Source organism: Micromonospora sp. NPDC000121, assembly GCF_042899165.1.
GTDB lineage: Bacteria > Actinomycetota > Actinomycetes > Mycobacteriales > Micromonosporaceae > Micromonospora.
In genome coordinates, this window is record NZ_JBIAZP010000007.1 from 259065 (window position 1) to 277637 (window position 18573).

Annotated in this window: 18 protein-coding genes; 5 read left to right on the forward strand and 13 right to left on the reverse strand. The window is 75.9% G+C overall.

Going from position 1 to position 18573, the window contains the following annotated elements; all coding sequences use genetic code 11:
• Positions 1-7 precede the first annotated feature (7 nt).
• Positions 8-541: a GNAT family N-acetyltransferase gene (locus ACFY23_RS21400; RefSeq protein ID WP_350682866.1), complete on the reverse strand. Its 534-nt coding sequence runs from the start codon at positions 539-541 to the stop codon at positions 8-10.
• A 13-nt stretch (positions 542-554) separates the two neighbouring features.
• A complete protein-coding gene (locus tag ACFY23_RS21405; protein ID WP_350682864.1) occupies positions 555-1553 on the reverse strand; it encodes a hypothetical protein in 999 nt (332 codons plus the stop codon).
• A gap of 214 nt (positions 1554-1767) precedes the next feature.
• Here ACFY23_RS21405 and ACFY23_RS21410 point away from each other — a divergent pair, with 214 nt between their 5' ends.
• Positions 1768-2493 carry a protein phosphatase 2C domain-containing protein gene (locus ACFY23_RS21410; protein ID WP_350682862.1) on the forward strand — a complete coding sequence of 242 codons (726 nt, stop codon included), beginning with the start codon at positions 1768-1770 and terminating at the stop codon, positions 2491-2493.
• Between the two features lie 8 nt (positions 2494-2501).
• On the opposite strand, the gene ACFY23_RS21415 is transcribed toward ACFY23_RS21410, so the two are convergent.
• Together ACFY23_RS21415 and ACFY23_RS21420 are read right to left on the reverse strand one after the other, a co-directional pair.
• Positions 2502-5123 carry an ATP-dependent helicase C-terminal domain-containing protein gene (locus tag ACFY23_RS21415; protein WP_350682911.1) on the reverse strand — a complete coding sequence of 874 codons (2622 nt, stop codon included), beginning with the start codon at positions 5121-5123 and terminating at the stop codon, positions 2502-2504.
• A 74-nt stretch (positions 5124-5197) separates the two neighbouring features.
• Positions 5198-6025, reverse strand: a complete 828-nt coding sequence (locus ACFY23_RS21420) for a SigB/SigF/SigG family RNA polymerase sigma factor (RefSeq protein ID WP_350682860.1) — start codon at positions 6023-6025, stop codon at positions 5198-5200.
• Between the two features lie 371 nt (positions 6026-6396).
• Here ACFY23_RS21420 and ACFY23_RS21425 point away from each other — a divergent pair, with 371 nt between their 5' ends.
• On the forward strand, positions 6397-7140 hold the full coding sequence (locus ACFY23_RS21425; protein WP_350682858.1) for a hypothetical protein: 744 nt from the start codon (positions 6397-6399) through the stop codon (positions 7138-7140).
• 5 nt (positions 7141-7145) lie between these two features.
• Here ACFY23_RS21425 and ACFY23_RS21430 read toward each other — a convergent pair whose 3' ends face one another.
• Positions 7146-8687, reverse strand: coding sequence for a phospholipase D family protein (locus tag ACFY23_RS21430; protein WP_387038717.1), 1542 nt, complete (start codon positions 8685-8687; stop codon positions 7146-7148).
• A gap of 190 nt (positions 8688-8877) precedes the next feature.
• Between ACFY23_RS21430 and ACFY23_RS21435 the strand changes: the two genes are divergently transcribed.
• A complete protein-coding gene (locus ACFY23_RS21435; protein ID WP_350682970.1) occupies positions 8878-9006 on the forward strand; it encodes a hypothetical protein in 129 nt (42 codons plus the stop codon).
• An 88-nt stretch (positions 9007-9094) separates the two neighbouring features.
• On the opposite strand, the gene ACFY23_RS21440 is transcribed toward ACFY23_RS21435, so the two are convergent.
• The 4 genes from ACFY23_RS21440 to ACFY23_RS21455 all read right to left on the reverse strand — a co-directional run bounded on the left by ACFY23_RS21440 (position 9095) and on the right by ACFY23_RS21455 (position 12339).
• Positions 9095-10081: a pirin family protein gene (locus ACFY23_RS21440; protein ID WP_350682968.1), complete on the reverse strand. Its 987-nt coding sequence runs from the start codon at positions 10079-10081 to the stop codon at positions 9095-9097.
• A gap of 11 nt (positions 10082-10092) precedes the next feature.
• Entirely contained in the window at positions 10093-10575 is a 483-nt protein-coding gene (locus tag ACFY23_RS21445; protein ID WP_350682966.1) for a MarR family transcriptional regulator, read from the reverse strand.
• 211 nt (positions 10576-10786) lie between these two features.
• Positions 10787-11254, reverse strand: coding sequence for a general stress protein (locus ACFY23_RS21450; RefSeq protein ID WP_387038722.1), 468 nt, complete (start codon positions 11252-11254; stop codon positions 10787-10789).
• Positions 11255-11529: 275 nt separating this feature from the next.
• Complete coding sequence (locus ACFY23_RS21455) at positions 11530-12339, reverse strand: helix-turn-helix transcriptional regulator (RefSeq protein ID WP_350682962.1); 810 nt, start codon at positions 12337-12339, stop codon at positions 11530-11532.
• Positions 12340-12399: 60 nt separating this feature from the next.
• Here ACFY23_RS21455 and ACFY23_RS21460 point away from each other — a divergent pair, with 60 nt between their 5' ends.
• Positions 12400-12915: a YfcE family phosphodiesterase gene (locus tag ACFY23_RS21460; protein ID WP_350682960.1), complete on the forward strand. Its 516-nt coding sequence runs from the start codon at positions 12400-12402 to the stop codon at positions 12913-12915.
• On the opposite strand, the gene ACFY23_RS21465 is transcribed toward ACFY23_RS21460, so the two are convergent.
• Positions 12909-13124: a DUF3072 domain-containing protein gene (locus ACFY23_RS21465; protein WP_350682958.1), complete on the reverse strand. Its 216-nt coding sequence runs from the start codon at positions 13122-13124 to the stop codon at positions 12909-12911. The two genes, ACFY23_RS21460 and ACFY23_RS21465, sit on opposite strands and share 7 nt — an antisense overlap.
• Positions 13125-13345: 221 nt before the next feature.
• Here ACFY23_RS21465 and ACFY23_RS21470 point away from each other — a divergent pair, with 221 nt between their 5' ends.
• Positions 13346-14281 carry an FAD-dependent oxidoreductase gene (locus tag ACFY23_RS21470; RefSeq protein ID WP_350682976.1) on the forward strand — a complete coding sequence of 312 codons (936 nt, stop codon included), beginning with the start codon at positions 13346-13348 and terminating at the stop codon, positions 14279-14281.
• Positions 14282-14316: 35 nt separating this feature from the next.
• Here ACFY23_RS21470 and ACFY23_RS21475 read toward each other — a convergent pair whose 3' ends face one another.
• From ACFY23_RS21475 to ACFY23_RS21485, 3 genes are all read right to left on the reverse strand, one after another.
• Entirely contained in the window at positions 14317-15606 is a 1290-nt protein-coding gene (locus tag ACFY23_RS21475) for a cation:proton antiporter (RefSeq protein WP_350682956.1), read from the reverse strand.
• A 121-nt stretch (positions 15607-15727) separates the two neighbouring features.
• Positions 15728-16402 (reverse strand): HAD family hydrolase, encoded by a 675-nt coding sequence (locus ACFY23_RS21480; protein ID WP_350682954.1) that lies wholly within the window; start codon positions 16400-16402, stop codon positions 15728-15730.
• 42 nt (positions 16403-16444) lie between these two features.
• Positions 16445-18571 carry a SpoIIE family protein phosphatase gene (locus ACFY23_RS21485; protein WP_350682952.1) on the reverse strand — a complete coding sequence of 709 codons (2127 nt, stop codon included), beginning with the start codon at positions 18569-18571 and terminating at the stop codon, positions 16445-16447.
• Between the last annotated feature and the right edge of the window lie 2 nt (positions 18572-18573).

Below are 18573 nucleotides of genomic sequence, written 5' to 3' on the forward strand. Positions count from 1 at the left end.
TGCGGAATCAGGGCAGGCGGCGGGCGAGGACCTGGCCGGGCCACGGGTCGCGGCCCGGGCGCTCGACCGTGAACGGCTCGGTGGGGGTGAATCCCTGCCGCTCGTACCAGCGGACCAGCGCGCCGTCGCCGCCCGCGTAGCAGTCGACCCGGAGCAGGCCGAGCCCGCGCCCACGGGCCAGCTCGGCGGCATGGGCGAGAAGCCGGCCGCCGATCCCCGAACCGCTGTGCGCCCGATCGGTGACCAGCAGGTTGACGTACAACTCGGGCTCGGTGGCCGGCGGCACGTAGTCCGTCGCCGCGCCCACCACCAGCGCCCCGACCGGCCGGTCGCCGAGCGTCGCCAGCCACAGCCCGCCGCCGGTCGCCCAGGCGTCGGCCTGCGCGATTCGCCGCGGATCGGTCGAGGCCGGCTCGGTGCCCCACTGGCCGGTGCGGCCCCGCGCCACCAGCCAGGCGGTCGCGTCGTCGAGCAGCCGCAGCACGGCGGGCGCGTCGGCGGGGCCGCCGGGACGCAGGGTGAGGCTCCGCTGCTCGGTCACGGTGGGCATCGTGCTACAGCGGTGCGCATCGATCGCCGCCGCGGTCGTGTGCCGACAGTCGCCGGCGGAGTTCTTCGGTCTGCACCAGGAAGGTGCCACGCCCGGCCAGCGCCGTGAGTCGCTCGGTGTTCAGGCAGGAGACGAGGCAGCGCTCCTTGCGGTCGCCGGCCAGCCGGGCGGTCCAGTCCGTGAAGCCGCCGTCGCCGAGCTCGACCTCGTCCGGGCCGTCCCCGACGGCGATCCGCAGCGCGGCGTCGACGTAGTAGCCCCGGCCGCGCCGGCGCGCCGGCTCGTCCACCACCGGCACGGCCGACGTGTCGAGCGCCGGCCGGACGGTGTCCGCGATCCGCTCCGCGACGACCGGGCTGTCGAACACGGTCAGCGACAGCCGTGCGGGCGCCTGCGGCGCCAGGGCGGCGAGCACGCGCTGCCAGTACGCCAGGTGCAGGGTGAGCAGCCGGGCCTGGGTGCTGCCCGAGCCGCCGTCCCGGGCGCTGGAGACCAGCGCGAACAGCCGGAAGTGCGCCGACCACGTCGGGCCGAAGTCCTGCGCCCGCAGCACCCGGTGACAGGCGGCCAGGTGGACAGCTCCGTCGGCCGGCCGTTCCCGGCGGCGTACCGCGGCCTCGACGGCGAGAGCGTTGGTGGGGTCGCTGAGCACCTCGGTGGCGCGGAAGGTGGTGACGATCCGGTTCTGGCTCACCGGGGCGACCGCCGTGCAGGTCCCCAGCGGCACGACGGGGGAGAGGTCGACACCCGCGAACCCGACCGGCAGCAGCTCCCACATGCGGGCCTCGACGCGGGCCAGCGCGCGTGGGTCGGCCGTCGACGCCGGTCGGGTGAACCGGTCCGCCCGCCAGCGGCGGACCAGATCCGCCGGGCGTACCGCCGCCGCCCGGTCCCGGGCCACCGCCAGCAGCAGCGTACGCAGGTCGGCCGGAGGCAGGCCGGCCAGCGCGGCCCGGGCTCCGTCGGGAAGCCGCCCCCAGACCCGCCGCTCCGCGTCGTCCATGCCGGCCACCATGTCGTACGCCCGGAGCCCCGTCCACCGAAATCGGTGCCGACCGTCCCGGCCCCGGCCGCCGCGAAGGGCTCGATCAGTTCGATATGGGCGACGGGTCGTCGGCCCTCCGCGGGGGCGTGCGACAGTGAGATTCGCCGCGCGACGCGCCGAGGTGCTGATCTCCTAGAGACAACTGCGCCCTCGGCCTGGCAGGCTGCCACCCATGACCCTGAAGCTGCGTTCCGTGGGAACGAGCGACCGTGGGCTGATCCGCAGTGGGAACCAGGACGCCCTGCACGCCGGTCCCTGGCTCGTTGCCGTCGCCGACGGCATGGGCGGGATGGCGGCCGGCGACCTGGCCAGCGCGATCGCCATCGAGGCGGTCGCTCCGCTGGACGTGGAGACCCCGGAGGACGCGCTGGTGGCCGCGCTGCAGAGCGGCATCGAGCTGGCCACCGCGCGGATCCGCCAGGCGGTGGTTGAGGACCCGGAGCGGCAGGGCATGGGCACCACCCTGACCGCCCTGCTCTTCGCCCGGACGGGCAGCTGCCTGGCCCTCGCCCACGTCGGCGACTCCCGTGCCTACCTGTTCCGGGAAGGGGTGCTCAAGCAGATCACCCGGGACGACACGTTCGTGCAGATGCTCGTCGACCAGGGGGTGATCACCCCCGACCAGGCCAGCAGCCACCCGCGCCGGGCCGTGGTCACCCAGGCGCTGCAGGGCGACGAGGTCTCCCCGTCGTACGCGACGATGGTGCCCTGGCCCGGCGACCGCTGGCTGCTGTGCAGCGACGGCCTGTCCAACGTCGTCCGCCCGGACACGCTGGCCGAGGTGCTCGCCGAGCACCCGGACCGCGCGGAGTGCGCCCGCAGGCTGATCGACCTGGCGCTGCGCGCCGGCGGGCCGGACAACGTCACCGTCGTCGTCGCCGACGTGGTGGAGGAGTAGGGCCCGGCTCAGCGGCGGCGCGGGGTGGCGTGCCGGGTGGGCGCGGCCGTGGTCGGGTCCTCCGGCCACGGGTGGCGCGGGTAGCGGCCGCGCAGCTCGGCCCGCACCTGCGGGTAGCCGGTGCGCCAGAACGACGCCAGGTCGGCGGTGACCGCCACCGGCCGCCCCGCGGGGGAGAGCAGGTGCAGCAGCACGGGCACCCGGCCGTCGGCGATGCGCGGCGCGTCCCGCCAGCCGAACGTCTCCTGGAGCTTCACCGCGAGCACCGGTGCCGCCGGGTCGGCGTAGTCGAGCCGGATGCGGGAACCGCTCGGCACGGTGATCCGCTCCGGCGCCACGTCGTCGAGCCGGGCCGCCAGCGCCCACGGCAGCAACCGGCGCAGCGCGCCCACCACGTCGACCCGGGCCAGGTCCGCCCGGCGGCGGGCGGCGGCCAGCTCCGGGCCGAGCCAGGCCGGCGCGTCGGCGAGCAGCGCCTCGTCGCCGACGTCGGGCCAGTCGCCGCCCAGCGCGTGCCGGCAGAACGCCAGCCGCTCCCGCAGCGCCCGCGCCGCCGGGGTCCAGGTCAGCAGCCCGAGACCGGTGCGGCGCAGGCCCGTCAGCAGCGCCGTCGCCACCTCCTCCGCGCCGGGCCGGACGGGCCGCTCGGCCAGTTCGATCGCGCCCAGCCGCACCACCTCACGCGCCACCACGTCCTCGCCGGACCAGCCGACCTCCCGCTCGGCGCGCAGCAGCGGCCCGCCCGCCTCCCGGGCGGTCGCCTCGTCGAGCGGGGTCGCCAGCCGCACCCGGGCGGCCGGCGCGCCGGGGGAGCGGTCCGCCACCGCCACCGCCAGCCACCCGGCGCCCGCCAGCCCCGACCCGGGTGCCAGCTCCGCCGCGGTCCCGCCGCTCATCAGGTACGCCGAGCCGCCCGGCCGCCGCGCCCGGGCCAGCCGCTCGGGGTGTGCCAGCCCGACCAGCAGCCCGGCGGCGAGGTCGTCGGTCAGGTGGTCCCGGCCGGGGTTCGCGGCCGGGCCGAGGTCGTCGGTCGGCCGGCCGGTGTCTCCGGGCGTCGCCGCGTCGCGGCCGTGGGTCGGGCGGGCCCGGCCGGTGCCGGCCGCCCGCGTCGGTCCCGACACGACGGTGGGCAGGGCGGCGCGCAGGCGGCGTACCTCCGCTCGCCAGCGGGCCGTGGCGCCAGGGTCCGCGCCCGCGCGCAGCCGGCGCCACGCGGCGGTCAGGTCGTCTCCCGGCCCGGCGACGGTGTCCTCCGCGAGCAGCGCCACGACCTCGGCCGCCCGGTCGGCGCCCACCCGGGCCGCCCCGTCCAGCAGCGCCCGGGCCAGCCGGGGATGCGCCCCGACGGCGGCGATCGCCCGGCCCCGGTCGGTGATCCGGCCCTGCGCGTCGACCGCGCCGAGGGTGGTGAGGGCGTCCCGGGCCACCGTCATCCCCGCGGCCGGGGGCGGGTCCGGCAGGGCCAGCCCGGCGCCGTCGGGCGACCCCCAGGCGGCGAGTTCCAGGGCGAAGCCGGTCAGGTCGGCGGTGGCGATCTCCGGCTCCGGTTGCGCGGCGAGCCGCTCGTGTGTGGCGGCCGACCAGCAGCGGTAGACGTGCCCGGGCGCCTCCCGGCCGGCCCGGCCGGCCCGCTGGGTCGCCGCCGCCCGGGACACCGGCACGGTGACCAGCGCGCCCAGGCCCCGGGCCAGGTCCGTCCGGGCCACCCGGGAGAGCCCGGCGTCCACCACCACCCGGACCCCCGGCACCGTCAGGCTGCTCTCCGCCACCGAAGTCGCCAGCACCACCCGCCGCCGGTCGGCCGGCCGCAGCGCCGCGTCCTGGTCGGCGGCGCGCTGCCGGCCGTGCAAGGGGAGCACGGCGACCGTGTCGCGCAGGTCGGCCAGCCGGCCCGCGACGGCGGCGATCTCGCCGGCCCCGGGCAGGAAGACCAGCACGTCCCCGTCGTGCTCGCGCAGCGCCCGGCGCACGGTCGCCGCGACGTGGTCGAGCAGGCCCCGGTCGACCGGACCGGCGCCGGGCGCGGCCACCGGCCGGGGCGGCGGCGCCCAGATCCGCGTCACCGGGTGCAGGGCCGAGGACGCCCGGACCACCGGCGCGGCACCGCCCGCGCCGCCGAGCAGCGCGGCGAACCGGTCCGCCTCGGGGGTCGCCGACATCGCCAGCAGCCACAGGTCGGGGCGGAGCGCGGCCCGGGCCTCCACCGTGAAGGCGAGCGCCAGGTCGGCGTCGAGCTGCCGCTCGTGGCACTCGTCGAGCAGCACCGCGCCCACCCCGGCCAGCTCGGGGTCGCGGTGCAGGCGGCGGACCAGCAGGCCGGTCGTGACCACCTCGATCCGGGTGCGCGGGCCGGACCGGCGCTCGCCGCGCACGGCGTACCCGACCCGCTCGCCGACGGGCTCACCGAGCAGCGCGGCCATCCGGCGCGCCGCCGCCCGGGCGGCCACCCGGCGCGGCTGGGCGACCAGCACCCGGCCCGCCACCTCGTCGGCCACGGCCAGCGGGGCGAGGGTGGTCTTGCCGGTGCCCGGCGGGGCCACCAGCACCCCGGTGCCGGCCGCGCGCAGCGCCGCGACCAGCTCCGGCAACACCGGCCGTACGGGCAGGTCGAGGGGCACGTCCGAGAGCACGGCCCAGTCTCGCACCCGCTGGACGACGGACGGCCGGGTCACCCGTGAGGTGACCCGGCCGTCGCCCCCCACCCCTAGTACGTGCCGTCGAGCTGCCCCCGCAGCTTGGTCAGCGCGCGGGCCAGCAGCCGGGAGACGTGCATCTGCGACACGCCGATCTGCTCGGCGATCTGCGACTGCGTCAGATTGCCGTAGAACCGCAGCGTGAGGATCTTCTGCTCCCGCTCGTCGAGGGTGGCCAGCGCCGGGCCGAGGGCGACCCGCAGCTCGGCCAGCTCGAACTCGCCGTCCTCGCCGCCGAGCATGTCGCCCAGCTCCGTCGCGCGGTCACCGTCGCCGGTGGGCGTGGAGAGCGAGACCGCGTTGTAGGCCCGCGCACCCTCCAGGCCCTCCAGGACCTCTTCCTCGGTGAGCTTGAGGTGGGCGGCGATGTCGGCGACCGTCGGCGAGCGGCCGAGGGTCTGCAGCAGCGAGCTGTTGGCGTCGGAGATGGCCAGCCGCAGCTCCTGGAGGCGACGCGGCACCCGGATGTCCCAGGTGCGGTCGCGGAAGTGCCGCTTGAGCTCGCCGATGATGGTCGGGATGGCGTAGCCCGCGAAGTCGACGCCCCGCGACGGGTCGAACTTGTCGATCGCCTTGATCAGGCCGACGGCGGCGGTCTGGGCCAGGTCGTCGGTGGGCTCGCCGCGACCGCTGTAGCGGTGGGCGAGGTGGTTGGCTAGCGGCAGCCAGGCCTCGATCGCCTTGTCGCGCAGGGCGGCGCGGGACGGGTGGTTGGCCGGCAGCGCGGCCATCGCGTTGAGCAGCTCGGCGGCGCTGTCGGTGAGCGCCCGCGGGTCGAGCTTCTCGGTGGTGCTCGGGGCCGCTGTGGTCGCCTGCTCGCTGATCGTTGGCGCGGTCATGGGTGGTCCTCCCTGCACCTCGTCCGCGGATAGAAAGACGTGACGCTTTGGTTTAGCTTCAGATGTCCGTTCGGAAGTTACCTTAGCCCGATCGGCCTGACGAAATCTAGCCGAAAGTACGATGTGCTTAAGTGATTTTCCGCGTTCAAGGACGTGAAAGGGGGCAAAAGCCCATCAGGTGTGAGTCGGCTTACACGGTGCGTACGGCCAGCCGGCGTCGGCCGGACATCGACGACTCGGCATCCGTCGGGTCGCGCCGGCCGGCCGTGCGGCCCTGCGGACGCGGATGTCCGGCCGGCAATGTCGGCTTTCCGTCGTTGTCCCGTGTGCGGGACCGGCCGTAACGTGCGGTTACATCCTCCGGAGGTGCCGTGCTCGACCCCGTCGTTCCCCAGCTCGTCGTGAACAGCCGCACGCTGTTCTTCAGCTGGCTGCCGGCGGACCCGCACGCGGTCGCGGCACTGGTGCCCCCAGGGTTGACCCCGTGCCCGGACCGGCAGGTCGTCATCAACCAGCACGTCGTCGACGACGAGAGCCAGACTTCCGGCTTCGGCGCCCACTCGCTGACCTACCTCGGGGTGTGCCTGACCGGGGTCGACGCCCCCGGCGGGGCCGGCCCCGCCGGCTGGTGGACGCACTACGTGACCTCCAGCGAGCGGGTCCGCGACTACGCCGCCGTGCGCGGCGCGCCCGCCGTGATCGGCCGGACGAGCATCGAGCACCGGGGCGAGAGCCTGGTCGCCGAGACGGCGATCGGGGGCACGCCGCTGATCCGCGCGCGCTGCCAGGTCGGGGAGACGGGTCAGACGATCAGGAGCGGCCATCACCGGTACTTCACCGGCCGGGAGGGGCAGTTGCTCAGCGGCGTGTACCCGTTCGTCGCCGAGCCGGTCGACCCGTTCGTGATCGAGTCGGTGGAGTTCCTGGATCCGGGGCACCCGCTCTACGCGCTACGCCCGGAGAACCCGCTCACGATCGGCTTCGGCTTCTACTCCCCGCGCGCGTCGTTCGCCTACCCCGGCGGCCTGACCGTGTACACCCCGGAGCCCGACGGCGCGTCCCGGGCCGCCGGGCCGGTACGCCCCCGGGCCGCCGCCGTCACCGTGCCGGCGTAGCCGCCTCACCAGGTGCCGGACCGGCGCGCCCGCAGCGGCCGGCCGTCGGGGTCGTAGACCAGCCGGTACGCCGGCAGCGCCCACGCGCGGGTGTACCAGGGCAGCCGCTCCGGCCGGTGCGGCAGCAACCGGCCCGGCGGCCGGGGGCCCACCTGCCCGGAGTCGTGCCACCGCCGCAGCGCGTCGGCGGCGGCGGTGATCGCCGCCACGGCGTCGGCCGGGTCGACCAGGCCGGCGTCCTCGCCGCCGTCGGGGTCCCGGTCCAGGTGCTCGCGCCACAGCCGCAGCCGCAGGTCCCGGGCGAATACCCGGGCCCCGTCGCCCAGGCCGGCCGGGTCCGTCGGCGCCCGCCCGTCCCGGGTGTCGTCCAGCACGGCGCAGGACAGCTCGCTGTCATGGGTCCAGGACCGACGGTTGAAATTGTCGCTGCCGACGCTGGCCCAGACGTCGTCGACCACGCACACCTTGGCGTGCACGTACACCGGCGTGCCGGCGTGGTTCTCCACGTCGAAGACGTGCACCCGGTCCGGGGCCGCCCGCTCGCACAGCGACAGCGCCTGCTCTCGGCCGACGGAGTTGGGCGGCAACGCCAGCCGCCCGTCCACGTCCGGATAGCGGGGGACCACCGCGACCAGGTGCAGGTCGGGGTTGTCCCGCAGCGCACGGGCGAACAGGTCGGCCACCTCCGTGGACCACAGGTACTGGTCCTCCAGGTAGATCAGCCGGCGGGCCCGGCGGACCGCCTTGGCGTAGCCGCGGGCCACCGTGCGCTCGCCGTTTGGGGCGAAGGAGTAGCGCGGTCGGACCGCCGGATAGGTGCGCAGCACCTGGACGTGGTGCGGGCCGCAGGGCGGCGGGTCGGCCGGCTGGTCCGGCAGCGGGTCGGGGCGCAGGTCCGAGCCGCGCAGCCGGTCCCGCAGGTACGCCAGGGGGTTCTCCGAGTCCAGCGGCATCGGGTCGGTCCACCGTTCGCGGAAGGTGGTGTCCAGCGCGCCCACCACCGGCCCCCGCACCGCGAGCTGCACGTCGTGCCAGGGCGGGCGCTCCCCGTAGCGGGCGGACATCCGCACGACCTGCCGGTCACCCCGGTGCCCGGCGTCGTCCCGCCGGCTGTGGCACAGGTCGATGCCGCCGGCGAAGGCGACGTCCCGCTCCGGCGCCCGCGGGTGGCGCAGCACCACCAGCTTCTGGTGGTGCGAGCCGCCCCGGCGGACCCGCTGGTCGAGCAGCACCTCGCCGCCGGCGGCGGAGATCGCCTCGCTGAGGTTGCGGTTCTCCGCCTCGCTGTAGGCCAAGGCGTCGAGGTGGGAGCGCCAGATCAGGCCCTTGACCACGACGCCGCGCTGGGCGGCCTGTGCGAAGAGCTGGGCCACGGTCGGCCCGTCGGGGCGCAGCAACTGGTCCGGGTCGCCGCGCCAGTCGGTGAAGAACAGGTGGTCGCCCGCCTCCAGGGCCGACACCTCATCGACCAGCCGGTCGAAGTAAACGGCACCGTGAATTAACGGCTCCGCAAGGTTTCCGCTGATCCAGACGGGTAACTCTGACACCGGGTTGGCGCGTTCCCGTGCGCTGAGGAACCAGTTGTGCGGTCCCACCGTTCCAGCCCCCCCGAGGTCGGCAACGTCCTCACGGTAGGACCCCCGTCGCGGGTCCGCATCCCGGCCGGCGCCCCCGGCGACCGGTCGACCGACCCCCGACGTCACCCGAAACGACGCGAGCAACCGAGGAGGCAACACCATGCCCGGCGAGACGACGAACCCCGTGCCCGAGTACCGCGAGCAGGCGGTGGAGAGCGAGCGGGGTGCGCTGGTGGCGGTGTTGCTGATGGTGATCCTGGGCGTGGCCGGCATCTTCGCCGTCTCCTGACGCCCCGCGCCGCCGTCCGGCGACGGGCGCCGTTCTCGACGCGCCGGTGGCACCTCCGGCTGTCCGCCGGAGGCGCCACCGCCCGCGCTCAGGGCCGGGGCGCCTGGCCGTCGGTGTGCGGCAGCCGCTCGGCCGGGACGACGCCGAGCCGGCCGGCCTGGAAGTCCTCGAATGCCTTGAGCAGCTCGTCGCGGGTGTTCATGACGAACGGGCCGTAGTGCGCCACCGGCTCCCGGATCGGCTCGCCGCCCATGATGTAGAGGTCCAGCGCCGGGGTGTGGCTGTCCTGGCGGGCGTCCGCCGCGAAGGTCAGCGCGTCGCCCGGGCCGTGCACGGCGAGCTGACCCGTGTGCACCGGCCGCCCGTCGGTGCCGACGGTGCCGCGGCCGCCCAGCACGTAGACCAGGGCGTTGAAGTCCGGCCGCCACGGCAGGTCGACGCGCGCGCCGGGCTGCACCGTCACGTGGGTGATGGTGATCGGGGTGTGGGTCGAACCCGGCCCCTGGTGCCCGGCGACGTCGCCGGCGATCACCCGGATCAGCGCGCCGCCGTCCGGCGTGGTGAGCAGCGCCGCCTCCTTGCCGCGGATGTCCTGGTAGCGGGGCGGGTTCATCTTGGCGACCCGGGGCAGGTTGACCCAGAGCTGCGTGCCGTGGAACAGCCCTCCGCTCGTCACGAGGTGCTCCGGCGGCGCCTCGATGTGCAGCAGGCCGCTGCCGGCCGTCATCCACTGGGTGTCGCCGTTGGTGATGGTGCCACCGCCGCCCTGCGAGTCCTGGTGGTCCATGATCCCGTCGATCATGTAGGTCACGGTCTCGAAGCCGCGGTGCGGGTGCCAGGCGGTGCCCTTCGGCTCGCCCGGGGCGTAGTCCACCTCGCCCATCTGGTCGAGGTGGATGAACGGGTCCAGCTCGCTCACCGGCACGCCGGCGAAGGCCCGGCGGACCGGGAAGCCCTCGCCCTCGTAGCCGCTCGGCGCGGTGGTCAGCCGGCGGACCGGCCGGAACGCGGTGGACTCGTCGAGCCGGGGCAGGCGCGGCAGGACGAGCACGTTGTCGACGGTGATGGCGGGCATCTTCAGGCTCCTCAGTTGTCGGGGTGGGGGGTCGACGCGTCGCCGTCCGCGCGCAGGCGCCGGCCGAGCCGCTCGAAGATCCGGGTGAGGCAGGCGACCTCGGCGTCGTCGAGGTCGTCCATCAGGTGGGCCCGCACCGACCTCAGGTGGTGCGGGGCGGCTTCGCGCAGGGTCAGCAGCCCGGCGGCGGTGAGCACCGCCTCGCTGCCGCGGCGGTCCTCGGGGCAGGACTCCCGGGCGACCAGGCCGCGCCGCTGCATGGACGAGATCTGGTACGTCAGGCGGCTCGGCGAGAAGACCAGGCGCCCCGCCAGCTCGCCCATCCGTAGCCGCTGCCCCGGCGCCTCGGAGAGCAGGACGAGCACGTGGTAGTCGGCGAAGCTGAGCGCGCTGTCGGCGCGCAGATCCTCCTCCAGTCGCGTGAACAGCCGCTGGCTGGCCTCGATGTAGGCCCGCCAGGCGGCGAGTCGGGGGGCGTCCAGGCTCTCGGTCACGCCGTCACAGTAGCACTCTTTCAAAATTTAACTAGTGGCATGTGAGCGCGGTTACCCCCGCTGTCCGGACGGGATCGTGCAGCTTTGAAGGACGGCCCGGTGAACACGGGCGCCGGGTGACCGGGTGTGCCAGGCCCCGGCGTCGCGGACGGCGACAGCCGCTGCTACGACGAGCACCTGCACGCCCGCCTCGCCACCGCCCGGGTGGCGGTCACCGGGTCTGCGGCGACGCGGTGAGGTGCATCCGGCCGACCAACTGCCGGGCCTGCTCGGCGAACTGCGTGTCGACGATGACCGCGTACTGGCCGGCGCGCAGCGAACTGGCGGAGGTGAAGTCGCGCTGCCCGCCGGTCATCGCGTGCGTGACCGCGCCGAACACCGCCCCCCAGATCGCCCCGACCACCAGCGCGACCAGGATGACCGCGATCCAGTTGTTGCCCGCCGTGAAGATGCCGAACAGCAGCCCGATGAAGAGCCCGAACCAGGCGCCCGTGCCGGCGCCCAGCAGCGCCGCCCGGCCGGTGGTCAGCCGGCCGAGCACCGTCTCCACCAGGGTGAGGTTCGTCCCGACGATGGCGGTGTGCTCCACCGGGAAACGGTTGTCCGCCAGGTAGTCCACCACCCGCTGGGCGGACGGATAGTCCGGGTACGACCCGATCGTCACGGTGGGCGGTCCCATCTCCGGTCCGCGCCCGTCGCCGGCATGGGCGGCCGGCCGACCGGCGGGACCGGACGGGAGGGTGTCGCCGCCAGGCATGCCGGGCCGCCAGCCCGAGGTCCCACTCGACGGTGTGCTCATGAGCCTCCTCCTTCGTCGACCGCCCGCGTTCCCGCCGCCGTCCCCGGGTAACGCCGCCGGGTGCGTGGACCGGTCCGCGTCCGGCCGGCCGCTCCGGAAGCACCCCGCGTCGGCCGGTCCGTCCCCGGGGCGCCCCGCCGGCGGCCGGGGCGGGGTCAGCGGCCGGCGTCGCGCAGGTACGCCGAGGTGGCCTCGTCGGCCGGGAAGAACGACTCGACGGACAGCTCCTCGACCGTCACGTCGAGGGGGGTGCCGAAGGTCGAGACGGTGCTGAGGAACGAGAGCTCGCCGCCCGGACCGCGCAGCCGCAGGGGCACCACGACGTCGCCCGCGCGGGGCAGCTCGGCGTCCGGATCGGCCGCCCCGCCCGGGTAGCGGCGCAGCTCCTCGTGGAGCGCGGTCAGCTCCGGGTCGGCGGTCAGTCCCACGTGCCGGCGCAGCCGGCCGAGCAGGTGGGCGCGCCACTCGGCGAGGTTGACGATGCGGGGGGCCATGCCCTCGGGGTGCAGCGTCAGCCGCAGCGCGTTGACGGGCGGCCGGAGCAGGTGCGCCGCCACGCCCTCGGTGAGCAGCGGCAGGGCGGCGTTGCCGGCGACCAGGTTCCAGAGGCGGTCCACCGCGACCGCCGGGTACGGCTCGTGCGCGCGCAGGACCCGGCGTACCGCGTCGAGGACCCGGCGCAGGTCGGGGGAGTCCAGCGGCGCGTGGGAGTAGACCGGGGCGTACCCGGCGGCCAGCAGCAGCCGGTTGCGGTCCCGCAGCGGCACGTCGAGGTGCTCGGCCAACCGCAGCACCATCGCGCGGCTCGGCGTCGCGCGGCCGGTTTCCAGAAAGCTGAGGTGCCGGGTGGAGATCTCCGCCTCGACCGAGAGGGCGAGCTGGCTGAGCCCGCGCCGCTCCCGCCACTGCCGCAGCAGCGCCCCCACCGGCGCCGACCGCCCCTCGACCACTGCGGCAGCACCCACGCGGCGATCCTACGGGCGGACGGACGGGCGGTGGACGCCGCCGCCGCGGAGAATGGGGGGATGCGTCTGGTGATCACCGCCGACACCCATGTGCCGGCGCGGGCCAAGGACCTGCCGGCGCCGCTCTGGGCGGCCGTCGACGCCGCCGACGTGGTGCTGCACGCGGGAGACTGGGTGGACGAGGCGCTGCTCGACGCCCTGGCCGCCCGGGCCCGCCGGCTCGTCGGCGTGTACGGCAACAACGACGGGCCGGCGCTGCGCGCCCGGCTGCCGGAGGTCGCCCGGGTGGAACTCGACGGGCTGCGGATCGCGGTCGTGCACGAGACGGGGCCGAAGGCCCGGCGCGAGGAGCGCTGCGCGGCCCGCTTCCCCGACACCGACCTGCTCGTCTTCGGCCACTCGCACATCCCCTGGGACACCGTCGCCCCGGGCGGGCTGCGCCTGCTCAACCCGGGCTCGCCGACCGACCGGCGTGCCCAGCCGTACGCCACCTTCCTGACCGCCCGGGTGGCGGCGGGACGGCTCGACGAGGTCGAGCTGCACCGCCTCCCGCCGCGCCGCCCGCCGGGTCACTGACCGCGGCCGGTCTCCTCCTGGAGTTCGTCGATCCGCTTGGAGGCCTCCGCCTTCGTCAGCCCCTCCGGCAGGTCCTCGCCGGCCTCGCGGGCCAGCGTGGCCAGGTACGACTCCTGCGCCGCCGTCGGCGGCTCCGCTCCGGTGACCCACTCGTCGGGGTCCTTGATCGCGCCCCGCGGGTCGACCGGGGTGCTGTCGCGGTCCGTCATCATCTCCACCTTCCTTCGAACAGACGTGCCAATACCCCGCCCCGGGCGGATCCATGCGGGTTCCGGGGCGGGTCGTACCGTCAACCGGCGGGTCGGCCCGCGGCACCCGCCCGCCGGCCTGCCGGGGCGGCCGTCGCGCCGACATGCCCCGGGCCGATCTCGTCCGCCCGTGCCGACGTCGGGGCGCATACGATCGCCCGGTGGGTGCGGACCGGGCGGGTGTGGTGGTGGTCGGCGCGGGCATCGCCGGGGTGGCGTGCGCGACGGAACTGGTCCGCGCCGGCGTGCCGGTGGAGATCCGGGAGCGCGCCCGGGTGGCCGGTGGCCGGATGGCCAGCCGCCGCTTCGACGGCCGGCCCGCCGACACCGGTGCCGCCTACTTCACCGTCAGCGATCCCGACTTCGCGGAGGTGGTCGAGGGGTGGCGGGCGGCCGGGCTGGCCCGGGAGTGGACCGACACCTTCGTCGCGTACGGCGCCGACGGCCGCCGCGAGGTGCCCGGCCCGATGCGCTGGGCGGCGCCCCGGGGGCTGCGGTCGCTGGTCGAGCACCTGGCCCGGGACCTGCCGGTGACCGTCGACCGGCTCGTGCTGGGCGTCGAGCCGGGGCCGGTGGTGGACGGGCGGCCCTGCGCGGCGGTGGCGCTGGCGATGCCGGGGCCGCAGGCGGCCCTGCTGCTCGACCCGGCCCTGGACGCCGCCACCCGGGCCGTGCAGGCGCAGCGGTGGTCGCCGTCGCTGGCCGGGGTGCTGCGCTTCCCCAGCCGCCGGTGGGCCGCCTTCCGGGGCGCGTTCGTCAACGACCACCCGCTGCTGAGTCTGGTCTGCGACGACGGCGACCGGCGTGGCGACGAGGCGCCGGTGCTGGTCGCGCACACCACGCCCGGGTTCACCGCCGGCCACCTCGCCCAGCCCACCGGCGCCGGACCGGCGATCGAGGAGGCCGTCCGGGACCTGCTGGGGCTGCCCGACCCGGCGGAGCACGTGCACGTGCACCGCTGGACGTACGCGAAGCCGACGGCCGGCGGGGGCGGGACGTACCACCTGGACGCCGACGGCGTCGGGCTGGCCGGCGACGCCTTCGGCCAGCCCCGGGTGCAGAGCGCCTGGCTCTCGGGCCGCGACCTCGGCCGCGCCCTGGCCGCCCGCCTGACCTGACGGGCCGCCCCGGGCCGAGCGCCCGGGTCGAGCGGTCAGCTCGCGGCGGCCACGGGTTCGCCGGCGCGGCCCCGCTCGGACGGGTCGGCGGTGCGCTCGCCCCTGCGGTCCAGCAGTTGCATCACCGGGGTCGCCGCGACCCCGTGCACCACCACCGAGACGATCACCACGAGGCCGACGGTCGCCCAGAGCAGGTCCGCCTGCGGGAAGTCGGTCTTCGCCGTCGCGTACGCGAGGTAGAAGAACGAACCGACGCCGCGGATACCGAACAGCGCGATCACCCAGTGCTCGGCGGGCCGGCCCGGCGCGCCGAGCAGGGACAGGCGGCCGACCAGCGGCCGGACCACGAAGACCAGCGTCAGCCCCACCGCGGCGGCCGGCCACGTCAGCGGGGCCAGGAGCCCGCCCACCACCGCGCCGCCGAAGAGCAGCAGCAGCAGGACGGTCAGCAGCCGCTCGATCTGCTCGGCGAAGGCGTGCAGCACCGAGTGGAACTCGTGGGTCCGCTCGGCGGCCCGGATCGCCCGGGCGGCCACGAAGACCGCCAGGAAGCCGTACCCGCCGACGACCTCCACCAGCCCGTACGCCAGGAAGGTCGCCGCGAGCGCCAGGAAGCCCTCGGCGTGCCGGGCCAGCCGCAGTTCGCTCGGGGCCCGGAAGAAGAGCTTGCCGAGCAGCCAGCCGATCAGCCAGCCGCCCGCGACCCCGGCGGCGACCTTCCAGAGCACGTCCACGGCGAGCCAGCGGCCCAGCCAGTCCGCCGGGGCGAGGCTCGTGGTGGCGATGGCGATGGCCGCGTACACGAAGGGGAAGGCCAACCCGTCGTTCAGGCCGGCCTCCGAGGTCAGGGCGAAGCGGACCTCGTCCTCGGAGTCCTCGACGTCGGTGGGCTCCCCGACCTGCACGTCGGCGGCGAGCACCGGGTCGGTGGGGGCGAGGGCCGCCCCCAGCAGCAGCGCGGCGGCCGGCACGAGCCCCGCCCACCACCAGCCGAGCAGCGCCACCGCGGCGATGCACACCGGCATGGCGACGGCCAGCAGCCGCCACGTCGACGACCAGCGGGCCCAGCTCAACGGGCGGTCGATCTTGAGGCCGGCGCCCATCAGCGCGACGATCACGCCGATCTCGGTGAGGTGGGTGGCGATCCGTGGGTACGCGAGCGGATCGGGGTTCGGCAGCCCGATGGGGAGGACGAAGACCAACATGCCGAGCCCGAGGAAGGCGATCGGCATCGACAGCGGCCGGCGCTCGAGCACCCGGGGCAGGATCCCCGCCAGCAGCGCGCCCAGACCGACCACCGCGAACGCCACGTCTACCGGCTCCACGACACCACCCTTCCGCCTCGCCCACGGCGTGCGGGCAGGCGGGGAGAGTCCTTGCCCCCGGAGGTCTTCTCGTATTCCTGTCCCGATCGACCTCGTGTTCCCGTCCGGTGCGACGCGGCCGTCACGCGGCGGCGATCGGCGAGTCCGGGAGGGCGGCGAGCAGGGCCGCGGGATCGTCGTAGACGGCCACCGCCCCGGCCCCGGCCAGCTCGCCCCGGCTCGTCCCGCCGCAGGTCAGCCCGACGCAGGGGATGTCCAGCTTGCCGGCGGCCGCGACGTCCCAGACCGAGTCGCCGACGAAGACCACCCGCTCGGCGGCCAGCCCGGACTGCTCCAGCGCGGCCACCAGGATGTCGGGTGCGGGCTTGCTCTCCTGCGCGTCCGCCGCGCAGGTCACGGTGTCGATCACGTCGTCGGCGGCCAGGGCCCGGCGCAGCGCGCCGACCTCGTGCTCGGCGGCGGAGGTGGCCAGCACCACCCGCAGCCCGCGCTCAGCGCAGGCGCGCAGCAGGTCGGCCGCGCGGGGCAGCGGGACCAGCCGCTCCCAGTACTCCCCGTAGAGCGCGTCGTGGGCGTCCCGCAGCCTCCCGTCCGCGCCGCGGTCCCGCTCCGGCCCGAGCAGGTGGTCGAGCAGCTTGTCCGAGCCCATCCCGATGGCGCGGTGGATCTCCGCCATCGGGACGTGGCGGTCGGCCTGGCGCAGTGCCTCCCACCAGCTCACGGTGTGCAGGTACGTGGTGTCGACGAGGGTGCCGTCCACGTCGAAGAGGACGCCGGCGGGCTGTTCGATGGGCATGGCGTCCTCACTACCCCGTCCCGGGCCGGCTGACGCCACCGTTCAGCCGGACGGGATCAGCATCTCGAACCAGACCGTCGAGCCGCGTACGGTCGGGTCCGTTCCCCACGTGTCGCTCAGCTCCTCGATCAGCCCGAGCCCCCGGCCCCGGCTGCTGAGCGTGTCGGTCTGCGCCCGGGTGACCGTGCCCCGGGTGCCCGAGTCGGCGACCGACACCAGGAGCCGCTCCGGGCTCAGGTCGATCTCCACGCGGGCGGCGGTGCCCGCGTGCAGCAGCGCGTTGGTGGTCAGCTCGCTGGTGCAGAGCACCGCCGCGCCGACGATCGACTCCGGGACCCGCCACTCCGTGAGCTGCCCGGTCATCCAGTGCCGCACCCGGCTCGGCGCGGTCGGCTCGGCCGGCACCTCCATGCTCGCCGACCGGCTCGGCCGCAGCGCGTGCTCCACCGCCAGCACCGCGACGTCGTCCTCGGTGGCGCCGGGCACCGCCGCGGTCGCCACCGCGCACAGCGCACGGGGGTCGCCGCTGCCCGCCCCGGCCACCGCCTCGGCCAGGGCGTCCAGGCCCGCCGTCAGCCCCTGCCAGCGCCGCTCCACCACGCCGTCGCTGAACAGCAGCAGCGTGTCGCCGGGGGCGAACCGGACCGTCGCGGTGGGCGGCCGGCAGCCCAGGCCCAGCGGGGCGCCGGCGGGTACGTCGACGTACTCGGCGACCGGCTCGCCGTCCGGGGCGCACCGGCGGATCAGCGGGGCAGGGTGACCGGCGCTGGCCAGGGTGAGCTGCTGCCGCTCGGCGTCGACCACCCCGAAGACCACCGTCACGAAGAGTTCGTGTGTGTCGCCCTCGGCACCCAGGCTGGTGACCAGCCGGTCGAGCCCCGCCAGCACGGCGTCCGGGCGGGGGTCGGTCAGCGCCAGCGCGCGCAGCGCGGCCCGGACCTGCCCCATCCGGGCGGCGGCCTGCACGTCGTGGCCGGCGACGTCGCCGAGCACGATGCCCAGGCCGCCCGTCGGCAGCAGGAACGCGTCGTAGAAGTCCCCGCCGGCGGCGTTGCCGTCGACGCCCGGGTCGTAGCGGGCGGCGATCCGCATCCGGGGCAGGTCCGGCAGGTGCTCGGGCAGCATGCTGCGCTGCAGGAGCTGGGCGGTGCCGTGCTGCGTCTCGAACCGGCGGGCCCGCTCGGCCGCCTGGCCGACCAACTCGGCGGACGCGGCCAGCAGGGCCCGCTGGGCGGCCGACCAGGCGCGCGGCACCTGGTAGCCGACGGCCAGCCCGCCGCGGACCACCGACGCCCGCAGCGGCACCGCGGCCAGCGCCCGGATCTTCTGGTCGTGCCGGTCCACCGCGATCTCCCGCAGCGGCTGGCCGTCGTCGACGAAGAGCGGCACGCCGGTGCGGGCGGCCGCCGCGACCGGGCCCTCCCAATCCGGCGGGATGCGCCGCCACAGCGGGGGGAGCCGCTCGTCGGCCTCGTCCATCAGCTCGCCGCGTACGCGCCGGACCATCCGCCAGCCGCCCCCGCCCTCGTCCACGGCGAACGAGACCCGGTCGGCGTCGAACGAGGTGATCGCGTAGCGCAGCGTCACCCGGGCCACGTCGTCCAGGGTGAGCGTGCCGGCGAGCGCGGCGGCGAAGTCGCTCAGGCTCTGCAACTGCTGGGTGACCTGGGCGGTCTCCGCGGCCACGGTCAGCACGCCGACGATCCGACCCGCGCTGTCCCGCACGGGGGAATGGCCCCGGGTGAAGACCCGCTGCTCGACCGGGCCGGGACGCCGGTGCAGGGGAACCGTGGACTCCTTCTCCAGGAACGGCTCGCCCGAGCGGTAGGTGCGCTCGACGGCCTCGCCGATCCCGGGCATCGGCCAGAGCTCCGGGAACACCTCGGCGGCCGGCCGGCCCACCGCCCCCGGGTGCCGGTCGCCGATCAGGTCCGCGTACCCGTCGTTGTAGAGCAGCAGGTGGTCGTCGCCCAGGGTGAGGGCCATCGGCACGGGCGAGGCGAGGACGACCTCGATCGCCGCGCGGACCGCCGGGTCCCACGAGCGCCACGGGCCGAGCGGGGTGCCGGCCCAGTCGTGACCGAGGACGGCGGCCGCCGCGCCCGAGGCGGCGGGCGCCCCCGACACCGGGGCTGGGGGGTTGGGGACCCGTCCGACCGTTCCTGGCATGA

Coding starts and splice junctions, on each gene's coding strand:
- ACFY23_RS21405 (WP_350682864.1), bottom strand. CDS start 1,553: ATGGACGACGCGGAGCGGCGGGTCTGGGGGCGGCTTCCCGACGGAGCC.
- ACFY23_RS21480 (WP_350682954.1), bottom strand. CDS start 16,402: ATGCCCATCGAACAGCCCGCCGGCGTCCTCTTCGACGTGGACGGCACC.
- ACFY23_RS21440 (WP_350682968.1), bottom strand. CDS start 10,081: ATGCCCGCCATCACCGTCGACAACGTGCTCGTCCTGCCGCGCCTGCCC.
- ACFY23_RS21410 (WP_350682862.1), top strand. CDS start 1,768: ATGACCCTGAAGCTGCGTTCCGTGGGAACGAGCGACCGTGGGCTGATC.
- ACFY23_RS21485 (WP_350682952.1), bottom strand. CDS start 18,571: ATGCCAGGAACGGTCGGACGGGTCCCCAACCCCCCAGCCCCGGTGTCG.
- ACFY23_RS21420 (WP_350682860.1), bottom strand. CDS start 6,025: ATGACCGCGCCAACGATCAGCGAGCAGGCGACCACAGCGGCCCCGAGC.
- ACFY23_RS21460 (WP_350682960.1), top strand. CDS start 12,400: ATGCGTCTGGTGATCACCGCCGACACCCATGTGCCGGCGCGGGCCAAG.
- ACFY23_RS21465 (WP_350682958.1), bottom strand. CDS start 13,124: ATGACGGACCGCGACAGCACCCCGGTCGACCCGCGGGGCGCGATCAAG.
- ACFY23_RS21435 (WP_350682970.1), top strand. CDS start 8,878: ATGCCCGGCGAGACGACGAACCCCGTGCCCGAGTACCGCGAGCAGGCG.
- ACFY23_RS21450 (WP_387038722.1), bottom strand. CDS start 11,254: ATGGGACCGCCCACCGTGACGATCGGGTCGTACCCGGACTATCCGTCC.